The organism is Listeria floridensis FSL S10-1187, from assembly GCF_000525875.1.
Taxonomy (GTDB): domain Bacteria; phylum Bacillota; class Bacilli; order Lactobacillales; family Listeriaceae; genus Listeria; species Listeria floridensis.
Map to the genome: position 1 here is coordinate 1 of NZ_AODF01000043.1, position 18336 is coordinate 18336.

Annotated in this window: 13 protein-coding genes, 2 tRNA genes and 3 pseudogenes; 1 reads left to right on the forward strand and 17 read right to left on the reverse strand. The window is 43.7% G+C overall.

The window, feature by feature from the left end; genetic code table 11:
• The 3 genes and pseudogenes from MFLO_RS12960 to MFLO_RS12965 all read right to left on the reverse strand — a co-directional run.
• Window positions 1–191: hypothetical protein (locus MFLO_RS12960; RefSeq protein ID WP_036098440.1), on the reverse strand; the 191-nt coding region annotated here is incomplete at its 3' end.
• Window positions 192–450: 259 nt separating this feature from the next.
• Window positions 451–529: pseudogene (locus tag MFLO_RS15475) on the reverse strand.
• Between the two features lie 9 nt (window positions 530–538).
• Window positions 539–609, reverse strand: a tRNA-Trp gene (locus MFLO_RS12965).
• 1104 nt (window positions 610–1713) lie between these two features.
• Here MFLO_RS12965 and MFLO_RS12970 point away from each other — a divergent pair.
• Window positions 1714–1797: transfer RNA gene (locus tag MFLO_RS12970), tRNA-Leu, on the forward strand.
• Between the two features lie 1068 nt (window positions 1798–2865).
• Here the strand turns inward: MFLO_RS12970 and MFLO_RS12980 are convergent.
• From MFLO_RS12980 to MFLO_RS13045, 14 genes and pseudogenes are all read right to left on the reverse strand, one after another.
• Window positions 2866–3087, reverse strand: a complete 222-nt coding sequence (locus tag MFLO_RS12980) for a hypothetical protein (RefSeq protein ID WP_036098442.1) — start codon at window positions 3085–3087, stop codon at window positions 2866–2868.
• 37 nt (window positions 3088–3124) lie between these two features.
• A pseudogene (gene budA, locus MFLO_RS12985) lies at window positions 3125–3845 on the reverse strand (acetolactate decarboxylase).
• Between the two features lie 149 nt (window positions 3846–3994).
• A complete protein-coding gene (gene ilvA / locus MFLO_RS12990; protein WP_036098470.1) occupies window positions 3995–5263 on the reverse strand; it encodes a threonine ammonia-lyase IlvA in 1269 nt (422 codons plus the stop codon).
• Between the two features lie 2 nt (window positions 5264–5265).
• The gene (gene leuD, locus MFLO_RS12995; protein ID WP_036098443.1) at window positions 5266–5868 is read right to left on the reverse strand and encodes a 3-isopropylmalate dehydratase small subunit; all 603 of its coding nucleotides are present in this window, start codon (window positions 5866–5868) and stop codon (window positions 5266–5268) included.
• Complete coding sequence (leuC, locus tag MFLO_RS13000; RefSeq protein WP_036098444.1) at window positions 5869–7242, reverse strand: 3-isopropylmalate dehydratase large subunit; 1374 nt, start codon at window positions 7240–7242, stop codon at window positions 5869–5871.
• Between the two features lie 13 nt (window positions 7243–7255).
• Window positions 7256–8293, reverse strand: coding sequence for a 3-isopropylmalate dehydrogenase (leuB, locus tag MFLO_RS13005; RefSeq protein ID WP_036098445.1), 1038 nt, complete (start codon window positions 8291–8293; stop codon window positions 7256–7258).
• Entirely contained in the window at window positions 8283–9824 is a 1542-nt protein-coding gene (locus MFLO_RS13010; protein WP_036098446.1) for a 2-isopropylmalate synthase, read from the reverse strand. The genes leuB and MFLO_RS13010 overlap by 11 nt, the downstream gene beginning before the upstream one ends.
• 56 nt (window positions 9825–9880) lie before the next feature.
• Complete coding sequence (ilvC, locus tag MFLO_RS13015) at window positions 9881–10873, reverse strand: ketol-acid reductoisomerase (RefSeq protein ID WP_036098448.1); 993 nt, start codon at window positions 10871–10873, stop codon at window positions 9881–9883.
• A 66-nt stretch (window positions 10874–10939) separates the two neighbouring features.
• Window positions 10940–11422, reverse strand: a complete 483-nt coding sequence (gene ilvN / locus MFLO_RS13020) for an acetolactate synthase small subunit (RefSeq protein WP_036098449.1) — start codon at window positions 11420–11422, stop codon at window positions 10940–10942.
• A gap of 2 nt (window positions 11423–11424) precedes the next feature.
• Window positions 11425–13131 (reverse strand): biosynthetic-type acetolactate synthase large subunit, encoded by a 1707-nt coding sequence (gene ilvB, locus MFLO_RS13025; protein WP_036098451.1) that lies wholly within the window; start codon window positions 13129–13131, stop codon window positions 11425–11427.
• A gap of 23 nt (window positions 13132–13154) precedes the next feature.
• On the reverse strand, window positions 13155–14846 hold the full coding sequence (gene ilvD, locus MFLO_RS13030) for a dihydroxy-acid dehydratase (RefSeq protein ID WP_036098452.1): 1692 nt from the start codon (window positions 14844–14846) through the stop codon (window positions 13155–13157).
• A gap of 610 nt (window positions 14847–15456) precedes the next feature.
• Window positions 15457–16440 (reverse strand): linear amide C-N hydrolase, encoded by a 984-nt coding sequence (locus tag MFLO_RS13035; RefSeq protein ID WP_036098453.1) that lies wholly within the window; start codon window positions 16438–16440, stop codon window positions 15457–15459.
• A gap of 15 nt (window positions 16441–16455) precedes the next feature.
• Window positions 16456–17654 (reverse strand): annotated as a pseudogene (locus tag MFLO_RS13040) (MFS transporter).
• 246 nt (window positions 17655–17900) lie between these two features.
• Window positions 17901–18332 (reverse strand): VOC family protein, encoded by a 432-nt coding sequence (locus MFLO_RS13045; protein WP_036098454.1) that lies wholly within the window; start codon window positions 18330–18332, stop codon window positions 17901–17903.
• Between the last annotated feature and the right edge of the window lie 4 nt (window positions 18333–18336).

Genomic DNA, 18336 nt, shown 5'->3' on the forward strand with positions numbered 1-18336 from the left:
ATTGCACCATATGCCTTAGGTGCTAGCACAGCTAACCGTTCGCGACTCGCCTCTGCCAGTGCCTCTTGAAAAACAGGGGTATTGCGCCAGTTGTAAATCGTCTTGCGCACAGTGTCTAACTCCTCTGCAATCTGATCCAAACTTTTGCGGTCCGGATCACCCTTTGCATACTCCTCACGCTCGACCAACATGTCAATTGCCTGCTTTTGTTGGTCGGTTAACTGCTCCAGTAATTTATCTAATTTTCGTGTGATTGCTACCACCTCCCTTTTTATGCGATCAACCTTAGTTTTAGCTGTTCTAGAAATGAGCCAATATATAAATATTTTCTCCGCCTATCAAAATCGGCTACGACATTCATTTTGGGTGTAATTTCCATTATTGGCTCCTCTCTCCACAATAAAAAGCCCTGCGCATCACAGGACTTTCAAAATATATTCTGATTAGTTAAGCGGGCAGAAGGATTCGAACCTTCGTCTCTACACGATACGTCTATCGCTTCATCTCGAACTGCCATTGAGAAGCCCGCGTGATAAAACAAGGACGGCAGGAATCGAACCCGCATCGCAAGGTTTGGAAGCTTGCATCTTACCATTAGACAACGTCCTCATGTATTAAAAATGTGCTTGTAGGCTATTGTTAGCCCCCAGTTTAAAAAATTTGCAAGAAATTATTGTGGGTCTGGAGAGCGGCGTCATTGCCTGACCTCCCCCGCCCCTTTTTCGTTGGTTAGTACTTATTCATTCGATGTATGTTTATACGAAACTACTTCCGCTAAGATGAGTTATGTTAACTATCATAGCTCTTTAACCCGCATCATATTGCGGTTTTCCATCTGCTACGCATAGTTCCCCATGCAACGATTTATACATTGGCTTTGTACAGCCGTTTAAATGTTGCACATAGTCGATGGCGGTGTATAAATCAGCAGAGCCTGACCCCTTGGTTTTTAAACGGGGGGTTGTATCAGGAGGGCGAAGCTGGTCAAGGGTAACTAATACCTTATGTAACAGCTACTTCTTTCTTTATTATATATGCGCATATACACCTGTTACCCTAAGCGCCCTGACAAGGGCAGACCTCGCCTTAAGCCTTTAACATACGGTCATACTAACAAGGAAACATACGTTTCTTACCTCGCTCACTATCGTTCGCTCGGGCTTAGCAACTTCTTTTTTAAGCGCCTATATACAGTTACTATATACCGCTTAGCTTCGAGCGGCGTCGAGGTGTTGTCGAAAGTCGAACTGCTTCGCACCTCGGCGTCGACTACTCGTTTTACTCTCTCATAATATAGACCGCAAAATAAAGTGTGATATAACCCTAAAAGTGAAAAATCAGTCTAAAGTCTTACGGATTTTAGCGATAAGTGTGACTTGGATTGCATATCCACACAATGTGTGTATTCTTTTCACCCTCTATAGTTCTGCCAAATATTAACATAGCACGACTAAAAAACAATAAGTGTCAGTGCCTGCTTAGCAATCCTTACAAAGCAACCTAGATTCCGACTATTCCGACATTTAAGTTCAAGCCTTATGTGTCAACATTTCACTGTAAAGTATTTTTACTTGCGAAATCCGATGAGCCGCGCTAGTCCACTAAATGGCTTAACCGCGCCGTTAAACTGCCTCTTGACAAGGACGAGCCGCGCTAGGTATAATAGCCTTGTGCGTATGATTAGGTTGAACGTGGCACAAACGTTGGTACTATGCGGTCGTGGCGGAATCGGCAGACGCGCTAGGTTGAGGGCCTAGTGGGCATTAGCTCGTGGAGGTTCAAGTCCTCTCGGCCGCATCATATAAAACAAAAAGGTTTCGGAAGATTTTACAAATCTCCCGAAACCTTTTTGTTTTATTTACAAAGATAAAATTAGCTACTATATGTTGATAATATGAATAAACGAAGCTACCTTTTTTAAATCTAAACAAATTTCTTGCTATACACTAAAAAATTTTCCTAATTACTTATAGATTTACTTTTTCAACTCCTCTATTTCGCAAAGCATCTAAATATAATACAAGAAAGGATCTTCCTTCTGGTTGAGTGTCTTGTATTCTATTATTCACAGTATATTTGCAATCTATCTACTTTAGAGAGACATAATTTCCTTTTAAATAATAGTAATCTTCAAACAGATCACTTGTAATGAAAAAACATACATCCAAAACATTATTCTTTAATAAATCCCCCATAACATATAGCCAAAATTTTTTAAGATGCTTGATAAGACACATTAAAAGCTACTACTTTTTGATCATTAATCAAAAATTCTAATTCCTCTTCAACAAGGGAATTTATTCTACTCACTTTAACTAAATTATCCATTATTGACCTCTATTCGATAGGATTAATGGCTAGAATGATCTTCCTATTTTCAACATGATAAGTGATGATTCCCCCTAAATTATTAGTCCCTACAAACTCAAATTTGGCATGACTTTATATTGGAAAACCATTGGCATTGGTTAATGCTACTATTTTTCATAAACTTAACATAACCTGTCCTAATCTCAACTTTATAATTATACTTGATTTTTGTTCAATTTTTTATAACATCACTAGCATCTGCTAAAAATTTATTAACATTGGAAAAGGCACTTCCAAATTCTCCTACGTGTTTAGAAAAAGAGATTTTTAACTTCTCTATATTTCCAAAATGAGCCCCCACTAGCTTTTTCGGGGCTATAAATTAAGATATATAAAGTAGAAAAAGAAACGATAAAGTGGAATCGTTTCTTTTTTAATCATGAGTTTTTCTACAATAAATATGGTTAGCTATTGGCAACTTGATTAGTGAGTCTATTCTTACTAGTCAAGGCTTTAATCCGACTCCAATCAGATAGTAAAGTGCGCTTTTTATTATCATCCTACATATAGCTTTATATTTTCTTTCTCAAATACTTTAGGTAAGTTTTCTAAAATATAATTGATTCTTTTCTGTATATCTATCTTTATATCTATATTTTTAATATTTTTTTCTATCCATTCCTTAACAAGTTTTATTTCTTTTAGAATCACTGGCGCATCTTCTTTTTCAATCACTATTCCTGTTTCAAAAATAGGGACCCAACTTAATTGAAGCAAAAAAATAGGATACCTCCTAAAGGCATCCTATTTCCTATCAATTCTCAGCAGCTTCAATTTGTTCGAGCATATCGGGCGAACCTAAATCGCTTCGTAAAAATTCAGTTGTTTGCGGAAGCTCAAGTTCAAAATCAGTTTGTTGCGCTACTTCAACTCTACCTTCAAGTAGTTCATAGTCAAACACATGCCCCCCTACTTGACGCATATCATCAATAAAATGAATATGATAGCCTGAAACGCCAATACCACTAATATAAGCAGGTGTCCAAAATCCTACGATGGTACCTGTAATATATTCAAAATGATAGGTTGGCTGCGTTTTAACAGCTTCAATTAATGGCGGAAATGGGCGTTTTTGCTTCGGTGCCACACGAGTGTCGACAAATCGAAAATTCCCAGTAATTTTAATTGCATAAAATACATTTGGCCCCTGTGTCAGTCCTGCTACTTGCTCCTCAATTTGACTGCGCGTCTTGAGTTCTGCCACATCGAAAGAAACATCGGGATCAAAAAAAAGTTACTGCAGCATAAGGAGTAGTATCCTCCGGTCTTACCTCGTACGCCTTCCCGTCTTCACGAATTTGATATGCCTTCCCATCCGTAATCACAAGCTCTCCGTCAAAATGATCAAGCGTTCCAATACCTAAATCACCATGTTCCATCAAATCTTTAAAATTCGTCGTTCCTCCAAACAGCCCGCCAACTAAAGCCGCCATTGTAGAATGCTGAAACAAACGATTCTTGCGCTTTCCTTCCATGGATAAACACCTCTTCAAAATTGTACCAATAGAAAATAAATTATCATTAGTACACTTTTTCTTTTCATAAAGCCATTATAACAATTTATCCATGATAATAAAAGAAATTACAATTAAAACTGTTTCAAAACAGAACAAAACTGTATTACTCACACTAGTAAAGTATATAGCATTTGATTGTCATTAATCGCGATATACTCCGGATCGAAACAAGCCACTCGCTCAAGCAAGCTTGGATAGTCTTCTTTGCGATTTAGTAAAACACCAATAATAACAGGTCCACTTCCGCGATTTACTTTTTTCGTATATTCAAATTTCGTGATGTCGTCTTTTGGTCCAAGGACTTCGCTAACAAATTCTTTCAGCGCACCCGGCCGCTGTGGAAAATTCACTATGAAATAATGTTTCAACCCTTTAAATAATAAAGAACGTTCTTCAATTTCTTGCATCCGGTTGATATCATTGTTCCCGCCGCTGATAATACAAATCACATTTTTCCCCTTAATTTCAGCTTGATAATGCTCAAGTGCCGCTACTGAAAGTGCTCCAGCCGGTTCAGCGACTATCGCTTGTTTGCTGTACATTTCGAGAATCGCAGAACACACTTCTCCTTCTGGAACCGAGATAACTGCATCCACAAGCTGTTTCGTATGTGCGTAGGTTAAATCACCAACTTTTTTTACTGCGGCTCCATCCACAAATTTATCGATCTGCTTAAGAGCAATTGCTTCTCCCTTTTCAAGCGCTTTTTGCATGGAGGATGCACCGCTTGGTTCTACGCCAACAACTTTCGTTTCTTTCGAGACAGCCTTCAAGTAGGTCGCAACACCTGAGATAAGTCCGCCACCGCCGATACTTGCGAAACAATAATCCGGCACCACTTCTTCCGCTGCTAAATCGGCCATCATTTCAACAGCGAGCGTCCCTTGACCGGCAATAATCGCAGGATCATCGAATGGCGCAATAAATGTCGTATCCTGTTCGTGTGAATAGGTTTTTGCTGCCGTTTGGGCCGCATCAAACGTATCTCCCGTTAAAATCACATCAACAAACTCTCCGCCAAAAAATTCAACTTGCGAGATCTTTTGCTGCGGTGTTGTAGTCGGCATAAAAATTGCGGCATGCACTTTCATCTTTTGGCAAGTAAAAGCCACACCTTGCGCATGGTTGCCGGCACTTGCGCAGGTTACACCTTTTTGACGCACTTTTTCATCCAAATTTTGAATTGCATAGTAAGCGCCCCTTAACTTAAACGAGCGAACCCACTGCAAATCTTCACGCTTCAAATAGATATTACAACCATATTTATGCGACAAATACACATCATGCGTAAGTGGCGTATGTTTTACGATCGGCTTTAGCACCTCATATGCCTTTAAAACGTCCTCTTCCGTTACAAGCGAACCGACTGACTCCATTTTCATCCCAACCTTTCACGAAAATTTTTTTTGTTTTGTTTCTTTTCATATTGAACAATATCATCTAAGTAGTGCAGCGTAATCGCAATATCATCTACCCCTTCGACAAGTTTATTTTTCCATGTCGGGTCAATTGCAAACGAATAGGTTTTTGCTCGAGCAGCCACAGTTTGGTTAGGCAAATCGATTTGCACCGTTTCATCCGGCCCCAGTTCTGCTAGCTCGGCTCGCTCTTTTTTCGAAAGAATGATCGGTAAAATCCCATTTTTCGTACAGTTCATATAAAAAATATCACTGTATCCGCCGGCAATAATGACACGAAACCCGTAATCCAAGAGTGCCCAAGCAGCATGTTCACGCGAAGAACCGTATCCGAAGTTCTCCCCTGTAACGAGTACTGTTGCTCCTTTTCGCATCGGATCGTTAAGCGGAAAGTTCGGATTCAGCTTCTCGCCTGAAAGATAGCGCCAATCATAGAATAAAAATTCGCCAAAACCTGTTTTTTCAATTCGCTTTAAGAATACTTTGGGAATAATCTGATCCGTATCAATGTTGTCATTCAACAACGAAACGGTTTTTCCACGGTGAATTTGAATGGCTTCCATCTAAACCCGCTCCTTTCTAATATCCACGAAACTCCCGTGAATGGCTGCCGCGGCAGCCATCGCTGGCGAAACTAGATGCGTTCGTGCTCCGTTTCCTTGTCTTCCTTCAAAATTCCGATTCGACGTTGATGCACAGTGAACGCCCGCCGGAACTTGATCAGGATTCATGCCGAGGCACATCGAACAGCCCGGCTCGCGCCATTCAAAACCTGCCGCTTTAAAAATTTGATCAATCCCCAGTCTTTCTGCGGCAGTACGAACCGCTTTCGAACCTGGAACGACTAGCGCACGAACTGACGGGTTTACGTGTTTCCCTTTCACAATCGCTGCCGCTTCCTCAAGATCAGACAAGCGGCCGTTCGTACACGAACCAATAAAGACGTATCCAAGCTCAATGTCTGCCGCTGTTTGCCCGGGAAGAAGCCCCATATAACTGTAAGCTCGTTCATCATTCGCCGTTTGAACTTCGGGGAAAGCTTCCCCAAATGGTACACTCATTTCTGGATTCGTTCCCCACGTTACATACGGTGCAAGTTCTGTAACATCCAAAACAATCAATTGATCATAGTTGGCATCCAGATCCGTATAAAGTGTGCGCCAAAAAGCTTCTGCTTCCGCAAAATTCTCCGGTGCATATTCACGCCCATTCAAATACGCATACGTTGTTTCATCTGGAGCCATCAAGCCAACCTTCGCGCCACCTTCAATCGCCATGTTACAAATCGTCATCCGTTCATCCATCGAAAGCCCGCGAATCGTATCGCCAAAAAATTCGATCGCGTAGCCGGTTCCAAAAGAAATGCCATACGTCGCCAAAAGGTGCAGAATAATATCTTTCGCATAAACTCCCTGCGGCAATGTTCCAGTTATTTCAATCCCCATCGTTTTTGGTTTCTGTTGCCAGATCGTTTGCGTTGCAAAAACATGTTCCACTTCACTTGACCCGATTCCAAATCCGATTGCGCCGAACGCTCCGTGTGTTGCCGTGTGCGAATCGCCGCAAACAATTACCTTTCCTGGTTGAGTAAGCCCTGTTTCAGGGCCAACCATGTGCACAATTCCTTGCCTTGCACTACCAATATCTGCAAGCGTCACCCCGAATTCCTCACAATTTTTTCGAAGCGCGTCGACTTGCTTTTTCGCCACCAAGTCTTGAATATTAAATACGTCTTCCGTCGGCACATTATGGTCCATTGTCGCAAATGTCTTATCCGGCCGCCTTAGCGTGCGTTTTTCCATCCGAAGTCCTTCGAAAGCTTGGGGAGAAGTCACTTCATGGATAAGATGCAAATCAACATATAACAGTTGCGGCTCCCCTTCATTCCCAGCAACCACGTGACTGTCCCATAGTTTATCAAATAGCGTTTGACCCAATTTGTACTCCTCCTTATAGCTCAGATAGCACTTTCTCTGTAAAAGCCGAAAGTGACGTACTACCGCCCAAATCTTTCGTTACAAATCCGTGCTGCATGACTTTATTTGCAGCCTGATCAATTGCCTCTGCTGCCTCAGTTTCATCAAAATCACGCAGCATGAGTGAAATTGAATAAATCATCGAGAGCGGGTTGGCTTCGTCCTTCCCGGCAATATCCGGAGCCGATCCATGGATCGGCTCATAAAGCGCCGGCCCAGTTTCCGAATAACTGGCAGAAGGAAGTACCCCTAGCGAACCCGTAAGAACCGAAGCTTCATCACTCAAAATATCGCCAAACAGATTCTCAGTCACAATCACATCAAACTGCGTCGGCTTCGTGATAATCTGCATTGCCGCCGCATCCACATAGAAATGCTCGAGCTTGACATCTGGAAACTCTCTTGCAATCCGGATCGCCGTTTCCCGCCACAGCTTACTTGACGCTAGCACATTTGCCTTATCCACCGAAGCAAGTTTATGTTTCCGCGTTTGCGCAAGCTGAAAGCCCTTCCGGATAATCCGTTCGATTTCATACGTCTGATAACTGAGCGTGTCCGTTGCTTGATCCGCATCATAATATTTTGGTTCCCCGAAATACAGTCCACCTGTCAGTTCGCGTACAACAACAAAATCACTACCGCGAACAATCTCTTCCTTTAGCGGCGAAAGGTGCACCGCTGCATCAGGAACGCGAAGCGGGCGAATATTCGCATAAAGGCCAAGCTGTTTGCGCAGTTGAAGCAGACCTACTTCCGGTCGTTCTAAAGAATTATCCCATTTAGGCCCGCCGATTGCCGCAAGCAAAATCGCATCCGCATTCTGGCACGCTTGAAGCGTTTCATCCGGTAGCGGCTTGCCGCTTTCATCAATTGCAGCTCCGCCGAAAGAGCGGGTATCCATTTGCAAGTCGAAGTTGTATTTTTCAGAAACTGCCCCGAGAACTTTCATTCCCGCAGCCATGATTTCCGGTCCAATTCCGTCACCTGGAAGACACGTAATCTTATAGCCCATGTGCCGCTACCCCCTCTTCCTCTGCCGTTTTCGCTTTGCTACTTGCATGTAAATACGCTTTCGCGCTTGCAGTAAGCACATCATGGTCAATCCCGATTCCGTGGAAATTTGCTCCGCTTTCCGTTTCAATCACAACATGAACTTCTGCTTGCGCATCTTGCCCCGCCGTAATCGCTTGAATACGGTAATCTACAAGCGTCAGCCTCTGCCCAGTAAGGCGGTCGATCGTATTATAAATCGCTTCAATACTTCCCGCACCCGTTGCCGCGTCTTCTTGCACATCTGCCGATTCTTTCCCTGAAATCCGAATCACCGCACCTTGAATCCCGCCCGTCACGTACTGCACTTGCATGTGATTGAGTACAAAGCGTTCGCTTGCTTCATTTTGCTGACCAAGAATTAGCGCGTGCAAATCTTCTTCCGATACAAACTTCTTCACGTCCGCAAGTGCCTTAAAGCGCTTAAAAGCTGCTTTTTGTTCCTGCTCATCAAGCACGTAACCAAGTTCTTCCATTCGGTTTGTAAAAGCGTGCCGACCTGAAAGTTTTCCAAGCGGCAGCGAATTTTTTTCGACACCGACAAGAGCAGGCGTGATGATTTCATACGTGTCTGGATTTTTAAGCACTCCATCTTGATGAATGCCCGATTCATGCGCAAAGGCATTGCCGCCGATTACTGCTTTATTTTTCGGCACCGGAAGCCCTGAAAGACGACTGACAAGATCACTGGTACTTTTGATTTGATCCAGCTTAATATGTGATTCCGCCGCATAAATATCCTTGCGAATATGAAGCGCTACAGCCACTTCTTCAAGTGCCGTATTTCCTGCGCGTTCCCCGATTCCGTTGATCGCACCTTCCACACGCAGCGCACCGTTTTCAATCGCCGCGAGCGAATTGGCTGCCGCCATGCCAAGATCATTATGACAATGTGACGAAAAAATAACGTCATCAAATTCTGGAATATGCTGCTTCAAGTCACGAAACAGCTGCCCGAATTCCGTTGGATTGGTATAGCCGACCGTATCCGGAATATTAATAACACTTGCCCCTGCATCGATCGCCGTTTGCACCGCCTGAATCAAAAAGAGGCGCTCCGTCCGCGTTGCGTCTTCCGGTGAAAACTGAACCACATCAAAATACTTTTTCGCATAAGCGACATGTTCTGCAATCGACTTAAGCACTTCCGCGCGGCTCATTTTCAACTTATACATCATATGAACATCACTCGTTGCGAGGAAAACATGAATTTGCGGCTTTTGCGCATGTTGGAGCGCTTCACAAACTCGGTCAATATCTTTCCGGTTACAGCGCGCAAGCCCAGTTACAGCCGAACTCGTGAGCGCCTCAGCCACACTTTTTACACATTCAAAATCTCCTAGAGAAGCAATCGGAAAGCCCGCTTCAATCACATCAACGCCCAGCTTCTCGAGCTGTAACGCGATTTGAACTTTCTCCTTTACATCAAAATTCACACCCGGTGTCTGCTCGCCGTCGCGAAGCGTTGTATCAAAAAACTGGATTTTTTTTATCTGGATTTCACCTCAAGATTCAATTTTTTGTGGATTAAAGCGAGCTCGAAAGCTCGTTAGTTTTGCTTAACAAATGGCATCATTTCGCGCAAACTTGCACCGACTTGTTCAATTTGATGCCCTTGCTGCTCTTTTCGCAAACGATAAAATTCCTTAAAGCCGTCCTTGTTATCATCCGTAAAACTCTTCGCAAATTTACCGTTTTGAATATCATTCAACACTTCTTTCATCGCGCTTTTCGTTTCTTTCGTCACGATCCGCGGGCCAGAAACATAATCGCCATATTCGGCTGTATTTGAAATCGAATCACGCATTTTCTCCATGCCGCCTTCATACATCAAATCGACAATCAGTTTCATTTCATGCAACACTTCAAAATAAGCCAGTTCAGGTTGGTAGCCAGCTTCAACTAGCGTTTCAAACCCAGCTTGAATCAAATGCGTCACTCCGCCGCAAAGTACCGCTTGCTCGCCAAACAAATCCGTTTCCGTTTCTTCCTTAAAAGTCGTTTCGATAACCCCGGCGCGCGTAGCCCCAATTCCCTTCGCGTAAGAAAGCGCAATGTCGCGCGCCGCCCCGCTCGCATCTTGATAAACCGCAAACAAGGATGGAACCGCGCCACCATTTACAAAAGTTCGACGGACAAGGTGTCCCGGACCTTTCGGCGCCACTAGAAACACATCCACATTTTCCGGCGGCTTAATCTCATCAAAATGAATGTTAAACCCGTGCGCAAAAGCAAGAGCATTTCCTGCCTTTAAATGAGGCTTAATTTCTTTTTCATATGTATCGCCTTGAATTTCATCAGGAAGCAAAATCATGATCAAATCTGCTTTTTCAGCCGCTTCAGCAACCGGGTAAACCGAAAAGCCATCCTTTCGTGCCTTTTCCGCCGATTTCCCTGCTCGAATTCCGATAATCACTTCGTTGCCATTATCCCGCAAATTCTGCGCATGCGCATGACCTTGCGAGCCATACCCAATGATTGCAACCGTTTTTCCTTCTAGCGCGTTTTCCTTCACTGCATCTTCATAATAAACTTTTGTCATAAATAAAACCTCCAAATTTTGTATTTGTATATCAAGCGAGCATTGGCTCAACTTATTTTCCTACCGTTACTTTTGACTTCTCGTAAACCCAGTTACCCCAGTCCGTGCCATTTGTTTAATCCCATACGGCCGCACAATTTCCGCGAAAGCATCCACTTTTTCACTTGTACCGGTTATTTGAATCACAATGCTCTTTGCCCCGACATCAATGACCATCGCCCGAAAAGGTTCAATCACTGCATTAATTTCGCTGCGCTGCGCCGCATTTGCATTTAACTTTACGATCGCAAGCTCACGTTCGAGATGTGGTTCATCCGTAATATCACTGACTTTCAGCACATCAATTTGCTTATTGAGCTGCTTTGTCACCTGTTCAATCTCATGGAGCGAATCCACATGAACGACAATCGTAATTCGAGAAACATTCGGCGCCTCAGTATGCCCAACCGAGATACTATCAATATTGTATTGCCGCCTCGAGATCACGCCTGTTATCCGGTTGAGAACGCCAGATGAATTATTCACAGTCGCTGTAATGATTCGACGCATTGTCAGTCCACTCCCTCCATTTGATGATTAGGCTTCCCACTTGGAACCATTGGGAGCACCAGTTCATTTTTGGCAATATGCGCATCCACGACAACGGCACCCGGCTCTGAAAATGCTTTTTTCAAGTCTCGCTCAAGCGTTTTCGGATTCGTTAACCGAACTGCTTTTACCCCATAAGCTTCCGCCAATTTCACAAAATCCGGCTGGCTTTCAAAAATCGAGTGGGAGAAGCGTTCCCCGTGGAATTTTTCTTGCCACTGTTTCACCATCCCAAGCGCTCCATTGTTCAAAATGACAATTTTAATATCCAACCCGTAATCATTTAAAATCGCCAGTTCCTGACTGGTCATCTGGAACCCTCCGTCGCCGACAAAGGCCACTACCGTCTTATCCGGATACGCCAGCTTCGCCCCAATCGCCGCCGGCAAACCAAATCCCATCGTTCCAAGCCCTCCGCTCGTAATGATTTGATGATCAAACCGAAACGGATAAAATTGTGCGACCCACATTTGATGTTGTCCCACATCCGTTGCCACTAAGGCTTCCCCTCGCGTGAGTTCACCCACAAGTTCAATCAAGCGCTGTGGTTTGATTTCCCCCACTGTGTTTTTATCATAATGAAACGGATGACGGCTTTTCCTTGTAAGATTCAGCTTTACCCAATGAGAAACATCCGGCGGAGCAAGCAAATCCATGGTCAGAAGTGCGCGGAGCGCTTCTCGAATATCTGCCACAATCGGAATTTGTGTCGTAATCACTTTCCCAATTTCAGCAGGATCGATATCCACGTGTGCAATCACGGCTTTTTTCGCAAATTCCTGCGGTGCACTCGCCAAGCGATCATCAAAACGCGATCCGAAATTAATTAAGAGATCACAATCCGTTAGTGCCATGTTCGCGGCATATGAACCGTGCATTCCCCCCATTCCAAGAAATAAATCACTGTCCGGCGAAAAGCTTCCAAGCCCAAGTAGCGTATTGACTACCGGAATTTGATAGCGTTCTGCAAACTCAGCCAGTTCTACCGTTCCGCGTGAATGATTAACACCAGCTCCAGCAAGAATCAGCGGCTTTTTGGCATTTAATAGCGCTTGCATCAGTTTCTCAAGCTGTAACGGATTCGGCATGAGAGTCGGCTGATAGCCTGGTAAATCAATCAAATCATCTTTTACTTTATTTGTTTCAGCAATCCCGATATCTTTCGGAATATCTACAACGACTGGCCCCTTTCGACCAGTATTGGCAATATGAAACGCTTCGTTAACGATTCGCGGCAGCTCCCTGACATCTCGTACTTGATAATTGTATTTCGTAATCGGAATCGTAAGTCCGATCATATCCGCTTCCTGAAAAGCATCTTTACCGATTCCCGGCATGTGAACTTGACCAGTAAAAACAACGAGCGGAATCGAATCACTCATCGCATCCGCAATCCCCGTCAGTACATTCGTTGCACCCGGACCGCTTGTCACAACAACAACACCGGGCTTTCCTGTCGCTCGGGCATATCCTTCAGCAGCATGAACTGCTCCCTGCTCGTGACGCGTCAGAATGTGCGGGATTTTCGCATCATAAAGCGCATCATAGAGAGGCAAGACTGCCCCGCCGGGATAACCGAAAATAAAATCCACATCTTGTTTCTCAAGGGCATCTATCAAAAGTTCGGCACCAGATTTCAACTGTTCGCCTTTTTTTGTATCAATCAGCATTTTTCCACCCCATTTATCAAATTTTAATCCATTAGTTCATCTGGAATTTTCATGACTCCGCCTGTATGAGCAGAAGTAACAAGTGCCGTATAACGAGCTAAATAACCCGTTTTTACTTTCGCTTTAAACTTCGGAAGCTTCCTTTTCCGTTCCGCTAGTTCAGCATCTGAAACATCCACATTGATCGTCCGGCTCGGCAAATCAATAATGATGGTATCGCCGTCTTCAACAAGTGCAATCGGACCACCTGCAGCAGCTTCCGGCGAAATATGACCAACCGCAATGCCTCGTGTTGCCCCAGAGAAGCGTCCATCTGTAATCAGTGCAACATCTTTCCCTAAACCGCGCCCGACAATTGATGAAGTAGGGGCGAGCATTTCAGGCATTCCCGGCCCACCTTTTGGCCCTTCATAGCGAATTACAACCACATCGCCTTCCATAACCGTATGATTATCAATCGCTTCCACCGCTTCATCGTGAGAACTGAAGCAAACCGCTTTTCCGGTAAACACTTTCACAGTGGGGTCGACGCCGCCGACTTTAATCGCGGCTCCTTTCGGTGCAATGTTACCGAACAGAATCGATAACCCTCCAACTGGACTGTATGGCTTTTCTTTCGGATGAATAACCGCTTGATCATGAATTTTGGCATCACTCACATTTTCACGGATTGTCTTTCCTGTCACTGTAATCCGATCTGGATGAATCACGTTGCCTAAATCAACCAGTTCTTTAATAATCGCCGAAACCCCGCCTGCCTCATGCACATCATGCATCGAATACGCAGAAGAAGGAGCGATCTTCGAAAGGTAAGGGACACGCTCAGCGATTTCATTAATCCGCTCCAAGTCGTAATCAATTCCCGCTTCATTTGCCAGCGCAAGCGTATGTAAAACTGTATTCGTTGAACCACCCATTGCCATATCAAGCGCAAACGCATCATCAATCGCTTCTTTCGTCACAATATCGCGCGGCTTGATGTCTCTTTTCACGAGCTCCATCAAATGAAAAGCGGACTCACGAATCAGCTCGCGCCGCTCGCTCGACACAGCAAGCGTTGTCCCGTTTCCAGGAAGGGCAAGCCCAAGAATTTCCATCAAGCAGTTCATTGAATTTGCCGTGAACATTCCCGCACAAGACCCACATGTTGGACAAGCATTTTGTTCGAGGTCAAGAAACTCTTCTTTCGTCATTTTTCCATCCTTAAAAGTTCCTACCGCTTCAAACATCGAAGAAAGCGTCAGCGCTTTGCCTTCCGCAGAAAGCCCAGCTTTCATCGGCCCGCCCGAACAAAAGACTGCCGGAACATTTGTCCGTACCGAAGCGAGTAGCATCCCGGGTGTAATTTTGTCGCAGTTTGGGATGTAGAAAACACCGTCAAACCAGTGCGCATTGATAACCGTCTCCGCCGCATCAGCAATGATTTCTCTGCTTGGTAGCGAGTAACGCATACCAATATGCCCCATCGCGATCCCGTCGTCCACACCAATCGTATTAAACTCAAAAGGAATGCCTCCTGCTTCACGAATCGCTTCTTTCGCTACATCCGCTAACTCGCGTAAATGCACATGTCCCGGCACAATATCAATATAGGAATTGCAGATTGCAATAAAAGGTTTGTTCATATCACCGGCTGATTTCAACTGACCGGTTGCATGCAGCAAACTTCTTGCCGGAGCTTGATCCACGCCTTTTTTAATCTTGTCACTTCTCATCTTTACGCCTCATTTCTTTATCGAATGATTTTGTCAAAACAAAATTTTTAGAATTTAAAGAATCTAAACATTTCACCATGCCTACTACGATTCGTATAAAAACGGAAAATAAAAAGCACCCCATTTTTTAAAATAAAAAACGGGATGCTTGTCAAGAATCCCATTTAAACGAAACAGGACTCAAACGACTGTATCTTGCTACAGTGTTCCAAGTCCAATTAGAGTAATAAAATTGTAATGACGGCTTTCGTAAACGTTGTGTGCGCTGTTGTTTTCATAGTCATTAACTCCTTATCTTTTAAAATGAGATGTAAGCTTTTACATACAGTATTAATTGTTCACTCTGCTTGCTTAAGATTATTTACTTAATATAAACATCTTCTAATCTCCTGTCAACCATTATTGCGAAAATTTTCTCTCTTTTTACATAATTCGCTTATCATTTAAAAGTCAGACTTTATATAGTGTTCTTGATTTAACAACGATGAAAACGAATACAAAAATCATTTCTTCGCAGCAAAAATTTTTTAGCGAGATGTGGCTGTTCGTTATCGAAATCGAGCTGTTTTATTCCAATAACGAACAGACCATCATTTCAATTAAGCACTACTTACAACTTTTTCATTTGTGCGATTTGCTGTTTTTCGACAATCTCAAAATGAGTGGGTTCGCTTACTTCTTCAAGTGAAAGCATTTGAATTTGACGATTGTCGTACACATGTACATACATCGCCTTGTTCGTTAAATCGTAAGCTGATGTGTATTGCGTGAACTGCACTTTATGATTTTCTCCTGTCACTACGACACCTTTCGGGATATCAAAGCTGTCTAGCACATGAAAGATCAGTTCAACCGCTTTTTCGTCTTCCACTTGATCGGCAAAATGCTTGAGAAAAGTAGCACGAACGAAACGCGACTGCGGTGTGAAATCTCCTGGAATGCCAAACAGCCCATTTCCCTTACCTGAAGAAAAAATATCCGCTGCTCCGATTTTTCTCCCTTGATGTACTTGATCACTTAAACCGACGTAATTTTCCAAGTTTGTGACATGCCAGTCAAATTTCGGACTATTGGTAAAGGTTCCCACTGGATTATCGTAAATTTCAAAACTTCCTGGAATTGACGGCTCAACAACGAGCGACTTTCCCGATAGATCTTGAAAGACATAATGCTGCGGAAGCGACCTGCCAAGCACGCCTCCATCAGATGAAATCGCGACTTCACGCAATACTTTTTCACGAACTTCTTCCACATCGCGGCAATTGGCAAGTGCCCATGTCACAAATTCTTCTCCGGCAAGCGCTGTTTTTCCTGCTGCTTCAATTTCTGTTTGCGGAACATACCGATTGATATTGCCGAAGTAAAATGAACCGCCGCAAAGTCCAGCATCATTGACTCCATCAACGACCATGTTAACGCCTTTAATACTTATGCCGATGAAGCTATGCTTCGTTTGATAGTCTGTAAGTGAGGCGTTAACCGATGCACCAACCGGCATGATTAAGCCTGCATATTCTAAATCCATATCAAATTCCTGCGTTCTACCCCAGTAGGGATTACCTTGTGTTGAAAAAACACTAATTCCTGTACACATCTAAAAATCGCTCCTTTAGTTAGCTGTTTGATTTCGTTTGATAAATATGACGGCAAGACCGCCTAGCAGGAACGTACCTGCTAAAAAGAGAAATGCCGATTGATACGAGCCAGTTTGTTCAACTAATCCCCCGATGATCATTGGGCAAAAAAGCCGCCAAACACGCCTCCCGCATTTACGGTTGCATATTTCGTTGCGATCTCCTCCGGTTTAAACAAGCTATGTGGCAAGCTCATTAGCGTTGAGAAAGTGAGGATGCAGATCATGTTTGAGACGCACAACAAGGCGATTGCTGCTGTCAGGTTTTGAACGGCAAACACACCATAAATACACAATGCACCGATGATTGCAGTTCCGATAATGATGCTTTTTTCTTTATCGCGGAAATAGCGTCCGATGATGTAGCCGCCTCCTACCCCGGCGACTAGGATGAAGATACCGGTCAGTGAACTGACGTAGCTGACTTGATCAATCGGCAAGCCGCGCGTTTCATTCAAATAAGACGCGAGCCAACTTGTCAGGCCGTAAACGGAAGCGTTGATCAAGAACGCAGAAACGATTAATACCCAAATGGCGGGATCTTTTAATATCTTGGAAAACGGCAGGCTCACTTTTCCTACACCGGATTCTTTTTTGGCGCTGCTTGGTTTCGGCAAAGCGAAGAAAAGCAGCAGGGCAATCACAATGACGATGCCCCCCATGATGTAGTAGGTCGTGCGCCAGCCGACCGCCGTAAGAAGCGGCGCAACCAAAAGCGGACCGACAAACATTGCAAAGCCGGAAGAAGACAACATAATCGTCTGCGCAAAGCCCTTTTTCTCAGTCGGAATATTCGCAGCTATAAAACCACTGACAGACGGAGGATAGCCGGAGTGCGCAAGGGCACCGGTCAGGAAGCGGATAACGACGAGAAAGAGTAGTGAAAAGCCGACACCAAAAATCATCAGGAATAAGCCAACGCCGATGAGTGAGCATACGAGAACTGGTTTTGGCCCGAAACGATTGCTCAAATAGCCCATTGGAATTTGCATGATCGTATAACCTAAGAAAAATGCGCCGAGAATAATGCCTTTTTCGCTTGGATTAAAGCCCAAGTCTTGCGAAACAGAGACAAGTGAGATACCAATCGTATACTTGTCAACATAAACACAGGTGTAGCCGATAAATAAAATTAACAGCAAAAACAGTGATTTGTTCGATTTACTTGTTGTCATTTTATGTACATTCTCCCCTCTATTTTTTGCTGAAATGTAGCTTTAAAATGCGCTCCGATCTCATTCTCATCTTTTACCCCGCAAATGGCATCCCTCCTAAAAAAAACGCTTCTGATCAAAGTAATTATAACACCGTGAAAGCGTTTTAAAATAAAATGCCACAATAAATTTTATCATTTTTAATTTAGTTCACATTTTCGACAAAAAGAGCACCTTGTCATCGACAAGGTGCTCTTTTTGATTCACTTAAAAAATTAGCAAGCCGTTTTCATCGTACTTAAAGTCTGGTCCCCAAGCAACTTCCCAAAAGTAACCGTCAGGATCGGAAAAGTAAGCATGATAGCCGCCCCAAAAGACGTCTATTGGCTCCTTCACGATGGTCGCTCCTGCTGCACGAGCGAGCTCGATCACTTTATCCACTTCGACTTTGCTCGGAACGTTATAGGCAAGTGTGATGCCTGAAAAACCGTTACTGATTTCCGGCGGATTTTCCGAATTAATATCTTTTACAAGGTTGCTAAGCGGAAACAGCTCAAATTTTGTTCCGTGAGTATTGAAGAATATTACTTCTGGGCTGTCCGCCGTTTCTTCCGTTTGAAAACCCAGTTTATCTCGGTAAAACCGTACAGATTCTTCCATGTTTCTAACTCCCAAACAAATAATTGATACGCGATTCATTTTT

What these genes read in the sequence shown, in the direction of transcription:
- ilvA (WP_036098470.1), bottom strand. Translation starts at nt 5,263, where the DNA reads ATGGAGTCAGTCGGTTCGCTTGTAACGGAAGAGGACGTTTTAAAGGCA.
- leuD (WP_036098443.1), bottom strand. Translation starts at nt 5,868, where the DNA reads ATGGAAGCCATTCAAATTCACCGTGGAAAAACCGTTTCGTTGTTGAAT.
- leuB (WP_036098445.1), bottom strand. Translation starts at nt 8,293, where the DNA reads ATGGGCTATAAGATTACGTGTCTTCCAGGTGACGGAATTGGACCGGAA.
- ilvC (WP_036098448.1), bottom strand. Translation starts at nt 10,873, where the DNA reads ATGACAAAAGTTTATTATGAAGATGCAGTGAAGGAAAACGCGCTAGAA.
- ilvN (WP_036098449.1), bottom strand. Translation starts at nt 11,422, where the DNA reads ATGCGTCGAATCATTACAGCGACTGTGAATAATTCATCTGGCGTTCTC.
- ilvB (WP_036098451.1), bottom strand. Translation starts at nt 13,131, where the DNA reads ATGCTGATTGATACAAAAAAAGGCGAACAGTTGAAATCTGGTGCCGAA.
- ilvD (WP_036098452.1), bottom strand. Translation starts at nt 14,846, where the DNA reads ATGAGAAGTGACAAGATTAAAAAAGGCGTGGATCAAGCTCCGGCAAGA.
- MFLO_RS13035 (WP_036098453.1), bottom strand. Translation starts at nt 16,440, where the DNA reads ATGTGTACAGGAATTAGTGTTTTTTCAACACAAGGTAATCCCTACTGG.
- MFLO_RS13045 (WP_036098454.1), bottom strand. Translation starts at nt 18,332, where the DNA reads ATGAATCGCGTATCAATTATTTGTTTGGGAGTTAGAAACATGGAAGAA.